This is a genomic window from Methylobacterium sp. 285MFTsu5.1 (assembly GCF_000383455.1).
In the GTDB taxonomy this organism is placed as follows: domain Bacteria; phylum Pseudomonadota; class Alphaproteobacteria; order Rhizobiales; family Beijerinckiaceae; genus Methylobacterium.
This window is the reverse complement of the sequence record NZ_KB911271.1, coordinates 259,535-272,772: the sequence shown is the minus strand read 5'-3', so window position 1 is coordinate 272,772 and position 13,238 is coordinate 259,535. Positions and strand designations below refer to the sequence as shown.

The 13,238-nt window shown below is 67.9% G+C and carries 8 protein-coding genes; 6 read left to right on the top strand and 2 right to left on the bottom strand.

Annotated features, from left to right (window positions below; all coding sequences use genetic code 11):
• Positions 1-228: 228 nt before the first annotated feature.
• Genes H288_RS0105545 through H288_RS0105530 form a run of 4 tightly spaced genes read left to right on the top strand, consistent with a single transcriptional unit; the run spans position 229 to position 7,109 of the window.
• On the top strand, positions 229-3,495 hold the full coding sequence (locus tag H288_RS0105545) for an efflux RND transporter permease subunit (protein ID WP_020091598.1): 3,267 nt from the start codon (positions 229-231) through the stop codon (positions 3,493-3,495).
• Positions 3,495-4,880 (top strand): efflux RND transporter periplasmic adaptor subunit, encoded by a 1,386-nt coding sequence (locus tag H288_RS0105540; RefSeq protein ID WP_020091597.1) that lies wholly within the window; start codon positions 3,495-3,497, stop codon positions 4,878-4,880. The genes H288_RS0105545 and H288_RS0105540 overlap by 1 nt, the downstream gene beginning before the upstream one ends.
• 5 nt (positions 4,881-4,885) lie before the next feature.
• Positions 4,886-5,737 carry a response regulator transcription factor gene (locus tag H288_RS0105535; RefSeq protein WP_307188506.1) on the top strand — a complete coding sequence of 284 codons (852 nt, stop codon included), beginning with the start codon at positions 4,886-4,888 and terminating at the stop codon, positions 5,735-5,737.
• Positions 5,724-7,109, top strand: a complete 1,386-nt coding sequence (locus tag H288_RS0105530; protein ID WP_020091595.1) for an ATP-binding protein — start codon at positions 5,724-5,726, stop codon at positions 7,107-7,109. Before H288_RS0105535 ends, H288_RS0105530 begins: the two co-directional genes overlap by 14 nt.
• Before the next feature lie 78 nt (positions 7,110-7,187).
• Here the strand turns inward: H288_RS0105530 and H288_RS0105525 are convergent, their stop codons facing one another.
• Together H288_RS0105525 and H288_RS0105520 are read right to left on the bottom strand one after the other, a co-directional pair.
• Positions 7,188-7,481, bottom strand: coding sequence for a hypothetical protein (locus H288_RS0105525; RefSeq protein ID WP_020091594.1), 294 nt, complete (start codon positions 7,479-7,481; stop codon positions 7,188-7,190).
• A 562-nt stretch (positions 7,482-8,043) separates the two neighbouring features.
• Positions 8,044-9,645, bottom strand: coding sequence for a porin (locus H288_RS0105520; RefSeq protein ID WP_020091593.1), 1,602 nt, complete (start codon positions 9,643-9,645; stop codon positions 8,044-8,046).
• Positions 9,646-10,393: 748 nt separating this feature from the next.
• On the opposite strand from H288_RS0105520, the gene H288_RS0105515 reads away from it, so the two are divergent.
• Positions 10,394-12,166, top strand: a complete 1,773-nt coding sequence (locus H288_RS0105515; RefSeq protein ID WP_020091592.1) for an ethylbenzene dehydrogenase-related protein — start codon at positions 10,394-10,396, stop codon at positions 12,164-12,166.
• Between the two features lie 14 nt (positions 12,167-12,180).
• Positions 12,181-13,218 (top strand): 2Fe-2S iron-sulfur cluster-binding protein, encoded by a 1,038-nt coding sequence (locus H288_RS0105510; RefSeq protein ID WP_020091591.1) that lies wholly within the window; start codon positions 12,181-12,183, stop codon positions 13,216-13,218.
• Positions 13,219-13,238: the final 20 nt, after the last annotated feature.

Below are 13,238 nucleotides of genomic sequence, written 5' to 3'. Positions count from 1 at the left end.
GGTTTCGCGACGCACTTTAGAGATCCGCTGCCGCTTTAAGTTTCTTAAACGCGCTTTATTTTGTCGTGCCGAATTCATTCGAAGAGTGTCTTTGCCAGGACTATAACTTCGGCGTGCCGGGCATTCGCCCTGCCTTCTCTTCGCACACGAGGCTTGATCGGCTCCCAGTTCACGCGGGCATCCCGCGGGAATGGGAGCCGGGTCACGGCGGGACACCCGACTGATCACATGGAACTCGTCCGGTTCGCTCTGAAGTTTCGCAAGAGCTTCTATGTTCTTGCCGTCCTCATGTTCCTCGCGGGGCTCGGCTCGATCACCGTCGCGCCGAAGGACGTGCTGCCCGCCGTCGATATCCCGGTGGTGGTGGTGGTGTGGACCTATAACGGTCTCGACGCGACCGACATGGTCCAGCGCATCACGAACTACAGCGAGTTCTCGCTGTCGAGCAACGTGAACAACATCCGCCGAATCGAGTCGACGTCGATCCAGGGCACGGTGACCGAGCGGATCTACTTCGATTCCGCGGTCAGCATCGATCTGGCGATGACCCAGGTCGACTCGGCGATGAACGCGATCCGCTCGCGCATGCCGCCGGGCGTGCAGCCTCCCGTCATCATGCGCTTCTCCGCCTCGTCGGTGCCCGTCATTCAGATGGCGCTGTCGTCCTCGAAGCTGCCGCTCACCAAGGTCTTCGACTACGCGCAGTACCGGACCCGTCGCCGGCTCGCCGAGGTGCCGGGCTCGACCCTGCCCTCGCCCTACGGCGGCGCGCCGCGTCAGGTCATGGTCGATCTCGACCCCGGCAAGCTGCGCGCGATCGGCATGACGCCGCTCGATGTCCTGAACGCGGTCCTCAAGCAGAACCTCGTCGTGCCCTCGGGCCTCGCGAAGATCGGGACGCAGCAATACACGGTGCGGCTGAACTCGAGCCCGCAGCTGGTCGATCAGCTCAACCGCATTCCGATCAAGGTCGAGAACAACCAGCCGGTCCTGCTGCGCGACGTCGCCCATGTCCGGGACGGCTCGCCCCCGCAGATCAACATCGTCCGCGCCGACGGCCACCACTCCGTCCTGTTGCAGGTCCTCAAGAACGGCGCGGCCTCGACCCTGGACGTCGTGAACGCCGTCAAGGCCGCCCTGCCGGACATCCACGCGGCCGCGCCGAAGGGCATGACCATCACGCCGCTGTTCGATCAGTCAGTCTTCGTCTCGGACGCCATCTCCGACGTGGTGCGCGAGGCGGTGATCGCTGCGGGGCTCACCGGTCTCGCCATCCTGCTGTTCCTCGGCTCCTGGCGCTCGACCATCGTGGTGCTGGTCTCCATCCCGCTCTGCATCCTGACCTCCCTGTCGATCCTGGTTGCTCTGGGCCAGACCGTCAACGTGATGACCCTGGGCGGCCTCGCCTTGGCCGTCGGCATCCTCGTGGACGACGCGACGGTCGCGATCGAGAACACCTACCGGATGTTCGAGGAAGGCTTCTCCTTCCGGCGCTCGGTGGTCGAGGGCGTGGCCGGCATCGCCAAGCCGGCCCTGATCTCCACGCTGGCGATCTGCTCGGCCTTCTCGGCGGTCTTCTTCCTCACGGACGCGCCCCGCTACCTCTTCGTCCCGCAGGCCGAGGCGGTGGTCTTCGCGATGCTGACCTCCTACCTCCTGTCGCGGACGCTGGTGGCGATCCTCATCGACGTCCTGGTCGCCCCGGAATACGCCCGGCATCACGGCCCGGCCGCCGAGGTCGATGGGGCGTCACCACCCCGCCGCCGCTCCGTCCTCAGCCGGATTCTCCGTGCGCCGACACGGCCCCTCGCTTGGCTGCTTCAATATCCGCTGCGCGGCGCCCTCGCCTTCCGCAACGCGTTCGAGCGCGGGTTCGCGCGCTTCCACGCGGGCTATGTCGGCCTCCTGTCCGCGGTGCTCGGGCACCCGGCCCGCGCGCTGTCCGGCGCGCTCGCCGTCGTCGCGGTGACAGCCGCGATCTTCCCCTTCGTCGGTCAGGACTACTTCCCGCAGATCGAATCCAGCCAGATGACCCTGCATATCCGCACCCGGCCGGGCGAGCGGATCGAGCAGGCGGAGAAGACCTTCGCGCAGGTCGAGGACGTCGTCCGGCAGGTTGTCCCGAAGGACGAGCTCGGGCTCATCCTGGACAATATCGGCCTCCCCGCCTCGAACTACAACTTCGCCTTCATGGATGCGTCGTTCGTCGCCTACAATGACGGGCAGATGCTCATCAACCTGAAGGGTGAGCATAAGCCGATCTCCTTCTACGAGAAGCGGCTGCGCCAGGTCCTGCACCAGGCCTTCCCCGACGACACCTTCTACTTCCAGCCGTCCGACATCATCACGCAGATCCTGAATTTCGGGACCGTCGCGCAGATCGACGTGCAGGTCTCCGGGCGGCACGATGCCGAGGACCTCGCCGTGGCGCAGGACCTCGTCCGCCGCATCGCGGCGGTCCGCGGCGCCGTCGACGTCCACCTGCACCAGATCGTCGACGCCCCGCAGATGTACGTGAACGTCGACCGCAGGCTGGCCTCCGAGATGGGCGTCAGCGAGCAGTCCATCGCGCAGAACCTGAACGTCTCGCTCTCCGGCTCCTTCCAGGTCAGCCCGAACTTCTGGGCCGATCCCAAGTCCGGCATGCCGTATCAGCTCTGGGTCCAGACGCCGGAGTGGCGCAACGCCGACATCACGCAGCTGATGAACACGCCGGTCTCGGTGCACACGGACGCGGGTGACAGGCCCGGCATCCCGATCCTGCTGTCGAACATCGCCACGATGCAGCGGCAGCCTGAGCAGACCGTGATCAACCACGTCAACCAGCAGCCGACCTTCGACATCCTCGCCAACGTCCAGAACGCGGATCTCGGCAGTGTCCGAAACGCCGTGGACCGGATCGTCGCCGAGGAGCAGGTCAAGCTCCCGGCCCCGGACAAGATCCTCGTCCGCGGCCAGATCGAGAGCATGGAGAGCGCCTTCTCGCGCATCGAGCTCGGGCTCGGGATCGCGCTGGTGGCGGTCTACCTGCTGCTCGTCCTGAACTACCAGACGTGGGTCGACCCCTTCGTGGTCATCGCCGCCCTGCCGCTGGCCTTCTGCGGCATCGTGATGAGCCTGTTCATCACCAGCACGGCGTTCTCGATCCCCGCCCTGTTCGGCGCGATCATGTCGGTCGGCGTGGCGAGCGCGAACTCGATCCTGCTCGTCACATTCGCCAAAGAGCATCGCGAGGCCACCGGCTGCTCTGCCCGCGAGGCCGCCCTGATGGCCGGCCATACCCGCCTCCGGCCGGTGCTCATGACCGCCTCCGCGATGTTCCTGGGCCTGATCCCGATGGCGATCGGGTCCGGCGAAGGCGCCGAGCAGAACGCCGCCCTTGCCCGCGCGGTGATGGGCGGGATCGGGATGGGCACCGTCTCGACCCTGCTCTTCGTCCCCCTTCTCTACACCCTGCTCCGCCGCAACCCGATCAAGCCCCTCGAGGATTATTGATGACCCGTTTCAACGACGCCCCCGGGAGCGGCGCCGAGGCTGCCGCGCGGGCGCACCAGCACGCGGTCGAGATCGACCCGCTGCGGCAGGACGGGGCCGGCGAGGCCCTCGTCCACGCGGTGCCGCCGCCGCCGCGCAAGCGCCCGTTCCTCGTGGCGTTCCTCGCGCTCGGCAGCGCCCTCGGGCTCGGCGCCTGGCACCATTGGGAAACCTACCAGGCCTCCCTGGAGACCCAGGCCGAGGCCGTGAACTTCGTTCCGACGGTCCGCACCGGGCCGGCGCAGGTGGATGACGGGCCCATGACGCTGACCCTGCCGGGCCAGACCGAGGCCTTCGACCATGCCGACATCTTCGCCCGCGCCACCGGCTACATCGCCGAGCGCCGGGTCGACATCGGGTCGCGGGTCAAGAAGGGCGACCTGCTGGTCCGGATCGCCGCGCCCGACCTCGACCAGCAGGCCCGGCAGGCCGAGGCCCAACTCGGCCAGTTCAAGGCGCAGCTCGCCGTCGCGCAGGCGGATGTGGAGCAGGCCAAGGCCAGCGTGACGCTCGCGAACGTGACCGACGCCCGCACCGCGACCCTGGCCGGACAAGGCTGGGCCTCGAAGCAGAACGCCGACCAGACCCGCGCGGGGATGCTGACCGCCACCGCGACCCTCGCCGCCGCGCAGGCGAAGGTGAAGGTCGCGGAAGCCAACATCACCGCCCAGCAGGCGACCGTCGACCGGCTCCGCACGCTGACCACCTTCGAGAACGTCGTCGCGCCGTTCGACGGCATCGTGACCGCCCGCAAGGTCGATGTCGGCGACCTCGTCCACGGCGATGCCGGCTCCGGGACGCCGCTCTTCACGGTCGACAGCACCGATGTCCTGCGCGTCGCGGTGCAGGTGCCGCAATCGGCCGCCGTGGGCATCCGCGACGGGGTGAAGGCGCGCGTCCAGGTCGCGCAGATCCCGGACCGGACCTTCGACGGCACGGTCTCGCGCAGCTCGGTGGCTCTCCAATCCTCGGTGCGGACGCTGGACACGGAGGTCGACGTCGCCAATCCCGACGGAATCCTGCGGCCGGGCCTCTACGTCGCCGTCACTTTCGCGGTGCCGCGCACGCATCCGCGGGTGATCGTGCCGTCCGAGGCGCTCATCTTCGACGCGGAGGGGACGCGCGTGGCCGTGGTCGGGGCGGACGACACCGTCCGGCTCCGGCCGATCACGATCGCGCGCGATCTCGGCACGCGCCTCGAGCTGCGCAGCGGCCTCGACAGCGGCGAGACCGTCGTCCTCAACCCGCCCGCCGGCCTTCAGGACGGCAGCCGCGTCGTCCCCCGCGGCTCCGTCGCCTCTCAGGTCCCGACAGCCAAGCTCTCCGAGCAGGCGAGCGCGGAGTGAGGCGCATGGTCCAGATCCCTCGCTCCCTTGTAAGCTTCGCCGGCGGGATGACGCAGGTCGGCCGCCGCGACCGAACCGCATTTGACTCCGGCTCCGAAGAGGATAATTCCACCTCTCCCTCCGAGCCGCAGGAGACCAGACAGGGCCGGCGAATACAAAATAAGAAGGAAAAACGAATGGCCAGCGTATTGGTAGTCGAGGACGACCGGCGGGTCGCCGCGGAGATCGGTTCGGCCCTCGCGGAATACGGATTTCAGGTCGACGAAGCCCCCAGTGGCAGCATCGGACTACGCAAGGCCCTGGACGGTAACTTTGACGTGATCGTGCTCGACCGGATGCTCCCGGAGATCGACGGCCTGTCGCTGCTGACCGAGCTGCGCGCCGCGAAGGTCTCGACGCCAGTCCTGATCCTCAGCGCCCTGTCGGCCGTCAACGAGCGTGTCGACGGGCTGCGCGCCGGCGGAGACGACTACTTGGCCAAGCCATTCGAGTTCATCGAGCTGACCGCCCGCGTCGACGCGCTGGCGCGGCGCAAGATGGCCGCGGAGGCGGTGAACGAACTCGTCGTCGGCGACCTGCGCCTCGACCTGATCGAGCGCGTCCTCCACTGCGGGAACCGGGAAATTGAGCTCCTGCCCAAGGAATTCGCGATCATCGAGTTCCTGATGCAGAACGCCGGCACGCTGGTGAGCCGGAAGATGATCTTCGAATCCGTCTGGGGCTACAGCTTCAATCACCAGTCCAGCGTCATTGACGTCCACATCGGCAAGATCCGCAAGAAGCTCGATCCCGACGGGCTGAACCCGCGGATCCACACGGTGCGCAACACGGGCTTCATCCTCCGTGCGCCTTCTTGAGGTCCGGCGCACCAGCGGATTCCGCGTCGCGTGCCTGTTCTTCGCGACCTTCGGGACCGCCTCGCTGGCGCTCTCGGGCTTCCTCTACGTCGACACGCGCAGCTACGGCCGCAAGGCCGCGTTCGAGTGGGTCGAGTGGGAATCGAAGCACCTCCTGAACCTGTCGCCGCGCGCGCTGCGCGAGCGGATCGACGCGTCCGAGGATTTCGCCGAGGGCGGCCGCCCGCTCGTCCTGTTCGGGCCCGACCACGTTCGCCGGGCCGGCGCGCCGATCGCCTTCCCCGACAGGGCGCCGATCGGGAAGCCGTTCATCCTGGCGCAGCCGCTGGATCACCGCAGCCGCACGCTCTTCAGCCAGCTCACCGAGCTTCCGAGCGGCGAGTACGTGCTGGTCAGCCGCTCGGCCCAGGATCTCCAGTCCCTCGAGAAGGCGCTGGTCGAGACCTTTGTCTGGGGCATGGCCGCCACCATCGTGATCGGCCTGATCGGTGCCGTCGTGTTCGGCGCCGGCTCGCTGCGGCAGAACGATGCGATCACCAAGGCGGTCGAGCGCATCATGCGCGGCGACCTGAGCGAGCGCCTGCCGACGCGCGGCGTCTCGGCCGACCTCGCTCACCTCACGCGCGTCGTGAACGACATGCTCGACCAGCTCGAGCGGCTGATGCTGGAGATCAAGGGCGTCAACGAGAACATCGCCCACGACCTGCGCACCCCGCTGACCCGGGTGGTCGGCACGCTGGAGCGGTCGCTGCGCAAGGCCGACAGCGTCGCGGCCTTCCGCGCCTTCAACGAGGACGTCCTGGCCGAGGTCAAGAGCATCGTCGTCCGGTTCTCGGCCCTGCTGCGCATCTCCGAGATGGAGGACCGCCTGCGCCGATCTGGCTTCACCCAGGTCGATCTCGGCCGGCTGCTCGAGGATGCGGTGGAGTACTACGAGCCCCTGGCGATCGAGCGCGACATCCGACTTCTCTGGGACCGGCCGGACGGCCCGTGCGCGATCGAGGGCGACCGCAGCCTGATCTTCGAGGCGGTGAGCAACCTGATCGACAACGCCCTGAAGTTCACGCCGGCCGGCGGGCAGGTGACGGTCGCGCTGCTCCGGAATCCGACGGGGATCCAGGTCACCGATACGGGCTGCGGCATCCCCGCGGAGGAGCTGAGCGCCGTGCGCGCCCGGTACCGCCGCGGCGCGCTGAAGACCGACAAGAGCGGGTTCGGGATCGGCCTGAGCCTGGTCGATTCCATCGCGCGGCTGCACAGCGCCACCTTCGACATCGCCTCCGACGGGAGCGGCTGCCGCGTGACCCTCAGCTGGACCCACAGCGTCGCGGGGCACCCGTCGATCGACCTCCTGCCGGCCGCATCCCTCTGACGCCGTCGTCACGCCGTCGCGCCCGGCCGGTCCCGCATCGCGGGGCGTGCCGGGCGCGGGGCCGAACCGGGTGGGCGCTCAGTAGGCGGGCTGGCCGCGGCGGCGCTCGCGGCTGTTGAGATGGCTCCACTGGCGATTGGCCGGGACGGTCTCGACCGCGCTGGGCCGCTGGATCGCGGCGCTGTAGCCGGTCGCTCCCTCCCACATGCCGCCCGCCTTGTCGTTGCCCTCGGAGGCGGACCACGCGTCGAGGCCGCTGCCGTTGGTCCGGACGATGAGGCTGGGATCGATGGTCGCGCCACCGTCCTGAGCGAGAGCAGGTCCCGCGATCAGCATCGCGCCCATCGAGCAGGCGAGGACGATGTTCTTCATGATGATCTCCCGTTACACAAACTGTCGCTCACCGGCGACGTGGTAGTAAGATGCTGCAATACCCATTTAAACTCTATATTTTATTGCGGAATAATTCTTTCGCTCTTTGGACGGGCTTCAATCTTGAAACGATTTTTGAATTTCTCGTGGAGGATGGCCTCAGGTCGGCCACATCCCGGTCACCGGGATCGGGGCTTGTGTCGCCCAGGCCTGACGGACAATCCTGCCCGGCTTGCGCCGGCAGCGAGCACGAAAAAGCCGACCGGTTGCCCGGTCGGCGAAGTCGTATGGGTCTGAAGCTCTGGGTCAGACCGGCCCTGCCCTGGTACCCGGGCCAGCCGCTCTGAAACCATAGCATCCGCTCGGTCGGCGGCGAAGCAAGCCGCTGAAGAGCTGACTCTCTTGTAGATGATTTTGCGACGATCGCAAGCAAAAGATCTTTTATTTGTTGAATATGGCCCAATTTACGAGATAACTTACTTGGCGTTCCAAATAGAGAAGCCCGGCCTTGCGGCCGGGCTCGAGACTGGACGTTGCGCCCGCGAAGGCGCGTCGGATCGGTTCAGAAATCCCGCTGCACGCGGAACCGGAATTGGGCCGCATCCTGCGAATTGACGTAGCGCAGCGCGTTCTTCGAGATGTCCGGCGTGACGCCGCTGTTGAGCGCCGTGCGGATGTACTCGCCCTCGACGCCGATATCGAGATCCTTCACGGGGGTCCAGATCAGGCTGGCGCCGGTGATCATCTGGTTGTTGCCCCGCAGGATGGGACTCGTGGCGAAGGCCAGGGCATTCGACGCACTGGCGCCGGCCGGGGCGAAGCCGAAGCCGAGGAGGCCCAGCGCGTTGCGCCCCTTGGAGCTGTAGTCGATCTGCGCGTAGCTGCCGAAGAAGGCCGAGCGCCAGGCGGGCGACCAGTAATGGAGCAGGGAGGCGACAGCGGAGAACGAGGTCGACAGTTCGAGGCGGCCGGTCGCGGGGTTGAGCACCGCGTCCGCGTAGTATTGCGCGAACGAGCCGCCGCCGACCGGCGCCGCGCCGAGGGCGTCGTACGGCGCCGTGTAGTTGGAGATGCCCGTATAGGCGATGGCACCCTGCCCGTAGGCGCCCTGGAGGTAGAGCGTGTCGCCCGTCGCGATGAACGGCAGGTTGACCTTCAGGCCGCCCTGGACCGCCCAGCCGTAGGCGTTCGAGGCGCGTCCCGTCGGCGAAATGCCCAGGCCGGTCGTGGCGGTGGTGATGCCCGCGACCGTGCTGCCGGCGTCGCCGGCATTGATCTCGTGGACGGCGGCCGAGAGCTGCGCCGAGCCCCAGGCCTGGTCGATGCGGGCCGCGCCGACGAAGTCCGGCATGCGGCTCTTCTGGGTGACGTCGACGAAGGCGACATTGCCGGGACCGACGACGATCGGCGCCAGCCAGGTCGAGGGGGTGAACGGGTTGAAGGCGTTGCTGTAGCCCGCGAAGCCGCCACCGGCCGTGAAGGCCCCGACGGCCGAGCCTGTGCCGAAGATCGGGAAGCGCCGGTAGGTCGGATCTTCCATCGAGGCGGTCAGCGTGATGCCGTTCCCGAGGATCGCCGAATAGGCGAGCAGGTTCGTGCTGAACGTATCGGAGCCGGCCGTGCCGCCGATCAGCTCGAAGTCGTGCGCGTAGAAGTCGAAGAAGGAGGACGCGCGGCCCGCGGTGAGCCCGGCGAACTGAATGAAGGCCTTATCGGCGTTGACGTAGGTCTGCGTGCGCCCGAAGGCGTCGGCGCCGAGGCCCGCGATGGCCAAGCTCTCGCGCTGCCGGGATCCCGAGGTCAGGAACGGGCCGCTGCGGTTGGCGACATCGATGCGCAGGAAGGCGCGCAGGGTTCCGTAATCGGTCTGGGTCCGCGAATCGAGGTTCAGACGCATCAGGCCGAGATAGCCGGTGAGGTCGCCGCCGCCGCCCGTGCGAACCTTGCTGGTCTGATACAGAAAGTCATACCGCGCCCGTCCGGACAGACGAATGCAGGTATCGGTCCCGGGGATGTAGAAGAAGCCGGCGCCGTAGGCGTTGCAAACGCGTACGAACTCGACCGGCGCAGCCTTAAACGTCGGGAGATCGGCAGCGTACGCACCGCCGATCGGGATCATCAGGGCCGAGGAGCCCAGTAACAGCGCCTTGATTCTGGTCATCATATCCCCGCATCCGACGCCGTGGTCGTGCCACTGCCAGCGTCAACCCAATGATCCGCGTTCACGCACGTGTACGGGTCCCGACACGGTGCGACGTCGCAGTATTTTTTGAGAATTGGCCGCTCTATCGCTCGGCAGCTTGACCGTATCTGTCAAGATTTGATTTTACAAATAAATTGCGATTGCGTTTTTCAACCGAAATTGACTTCCTGAAATTTGTTTTTGTATCTGAATTGATCACGGAAATGGGAGCGCGCGGGTGAGGCGAGCTGCGGATCGCGGCCGCGTCGGCTCAGCGAGGCTGGTTGATGGCGCGGTCCATCGCGTGGACTCCGCCGACCGAGACCTTGAGTTCTGCGCCGTGGATGTCGCTAGCAGCGATGAAGAGGCATCTGCCGCCCTATCAGGCCTGCTCCCTGAGATCCGGCGACAGATCCCGTGCCGGCGCTAGGAGACCCTGTCTTCGAGCATTCTTGACTGAGCGCTCTGTCATGACAGGTGGCTGAGGTGCCGCTCTGAGGCCGTACCCTGTCGGCCGCGTCCGCCTCTCGTCGACGCGCGACCCGAAACAGTTTGCGCCGCGGCGGGGCGGAGCCGCCTTCCCGGCTGACCGACCGAGCCGAGACCGCCGTTAAGCATATCGATCAAGAGTTATAGATTGCAAAGCTCGGCTATATCCCGCGGCCGGCATCATGATTTACAAAGTTCTAACGTAGCGCGTCCAATTTGCGGCGACGGTGCGGAGGATCGAATGTCGGAACCGCTGACCCTCGCGCCGCATCCGCCCGGCGGAGCCGAGACCGCCCCCGGGTGGCGTAGTACAGCCGCCGCGCAGGTCGACCGGCATCCCCGTTCCGATGTCGGGACCATCGTGATTCACTGGGTGGTCGCCATCGCTATGGTGGCGAGCCTGCTCACGGGCCTGCGCATCTCGGCCGACGCGCCCGTGGCGCGGACCGCCAAGTTCCTGGCGCCCCTGCTTCCGCAAGGTGAAGTCTGGACCGTCCACTTCGTGGCCGGCCTGACCCTGTTCTTCGGAGTCACCGCCTATCTGGTCTACCTCGTGCGCGGGCGTCTCACGGATCGCAACGGCCTGTCGCGGCTCCGCGCCCTCCGTGTCAGCGGGCGAAGCAAGGCCGCCCGGAAGGCACGGTGGGGCGGCATCAACGTCGCGCTGCACTGGCTGATCTACGCCGTCACGCTCGTCCTGACAGGCACCGGGGTCGCGCTCTACCTCGGCTATGGCGGCTGGGTGGTCTGGCTGCACGCCACCTGCGCGCTGGTCGCCCTGGCCTACATCGCGGTCCATACCCTCGCGCACTTCATGTACGGCGGCCTGTGGCAGCTCCTTCGGTTGTTCCGTCCGGCGGCCCTGGCGGACGATGCGGCGCGGCGGCGGCGACCGCTCCTGGCCGCCGCCATCATCGGCCTCCCCGTCGTCGGCGGCCTCGCCTTCGCGGACGTGAAGGGCCGCTCCACGCTGGTGATCGACAAGGTGTCGGCCGGGCCCGACCTGTCGAAGCTCCTCGAAGACCCGGTCTGGCGCACCGCGCGCCCGGTCTCGGTCCGGACGATGCAGGGGGCCAATTTCGGCGGGACCGGTGAGACCACCGTCGAGATCCGCGCCGTGCGCGACGCGACGAACGTGTATTTCGCCTTCCGCTGGTGGGACCCGTCGCGCTCGCTCAAGCGCGTCCCGATGATCAAGAAGGCGGACGGCTGGCACCTCCTCGACGCGGACGCGGCGCGCGCGGACGTGACCGCCTACTACGAGGACAAGCTGGCGGTGATCTTCTCGCGATCCGACGCGTTCGGCAGCGGCGGGTCGACCCATCTCGGCGCCCGGCCGCTGCCCGACGCCCCCGCCCCGCTCAATGGCCGCGGCTACCACTACACCACCGACGGCAGCTACATCGACATGTGGCAGTGGAAGGCGGCCCGCGGCGGCATGCTCGGCGTCGTCGAGGACATGCATATCGGTCCGCCCACCGACCCCACCGCCGCCGAGCGGGCCGTGAAGGGCCGCTACCAAGCCGGCTACTGGGGCGATCCCGGCACCAGCGCGTACCGCTACAACTTCAAGTTCGAGGGTCCGGGCGGCTACGCGGGGGCGGTCGAGCCGCTGCGGCTTCCCAAGGACTGGCAGGCGACGGTGGCCAGGCTCGGCACCGTGGATCTGGACTTCGATGCCAGCACGTCGCCGGGCTCGGCGTGGTGGATGGTCGAGAAGACCGAGACGGTGCCGTACTCGGCGGCCGCCGACGCGGAGATCCCGGTCGGCACCGTGATGCCGGGCGTGCTCATGACCGACGGCTATACAGGGGACCGCGCCGGGATCTCGGCGGCCGCCGACTGGGCCGACGACCACTGGACCCTCGTCGCCGCGCGCAAGATCGCGACCGGCAGCAAGTACGACGTCGATTTCCTGCCGGGAAACACCTTCTACCTGTATGTCTCGGCCTTCGATCACACGCAGACGCGGCACACGCGGCACATGCGGCCGGTCGAAGTCTTTCTGCGCTGAGCCGGGAGCGCGCCGTGGCCGAACGCGTCACCCTCGTCATCAACGGAAGGCGGGTCAGCGCCAGCGCCGGCCAGACCCTGCTCGACGCGGGTCTGGCGGCCGGCCAGGCGATCCCGCACGACTGCGCCACCGGGCAGTGCGACACCTGCCGCGTCCGGATCCATGCGGGCGCGGTCGACGATGCGGGGACGCGCATCGGCGAGACCGTGCAGGCCTGCCGGGCTCGCCTGACCACCGACGCGGTCATCGAATTCGACGAGGTTCCGGAAGCCGTCCGGCGGGCCGGCACCGTGGACCGCGTCGTCGATCTCACCGCCGAGATCGTCGAGGTGACGGTCGCGCTGCGCAAGCGGCTGACCTACCTGCCCGGCCAGTATGTCCGGGTCTCCTTCGCCGGGCTGCCCGCGCGGGACTACAGCCCGACCCTGCGCGCGGACGGCTCGGGCGAACTGAACGAATTGATCTTCCAGATCCGCCGCCAGCCCGACGGCGCGGTCTCGCCGCTGCTCGGCGGCAGGATCGGACCGGGAACCGCGGTGAAGGTCGAGGGCCCGTTCGGGACCGCCTTCCACCGGCTCGGGCGCGGCCGTCTCGTGATCGTCTCATCGGGCGTCGGCTGGGCGCCCGCCTGGGCGGTCGCCCGCGCGAGCCGGATGCGTGAGCCGGAGCGCGACCTGCTCGTCGTGGCCGGCGCGCGGCACCCGCAGAATCTCTACATGCGCCCGGCGCTCGACTGGCTGCGCGCGCGGGGGGCGACGACGGTCCTGACCTGCAGTGGCGGCAACCCGCCTCCGGATGCCCGGCCCGGGCGGCCCACGCTCCACATGCCGATGCTCACGCGCGACGACACCGTCCTCGCGGCGGGCGCCCCCGAGATGGTCGCGGCTGTCCAGTTCCTCGCCGCGGCGACCGGGGCGACCTGCTACGCCGATCCCTTCTACGCGGCCGCGCGCGGCGCCGACGGGAGGCCGCCATCCGACACGAACTTCCTGCAGCGCTTCCTCCAGCGCGTCGCGGGTCATCGGACCGCTAAAACGGAGCCTGTCGCCTAGCAGATCGTCAACCACACCTT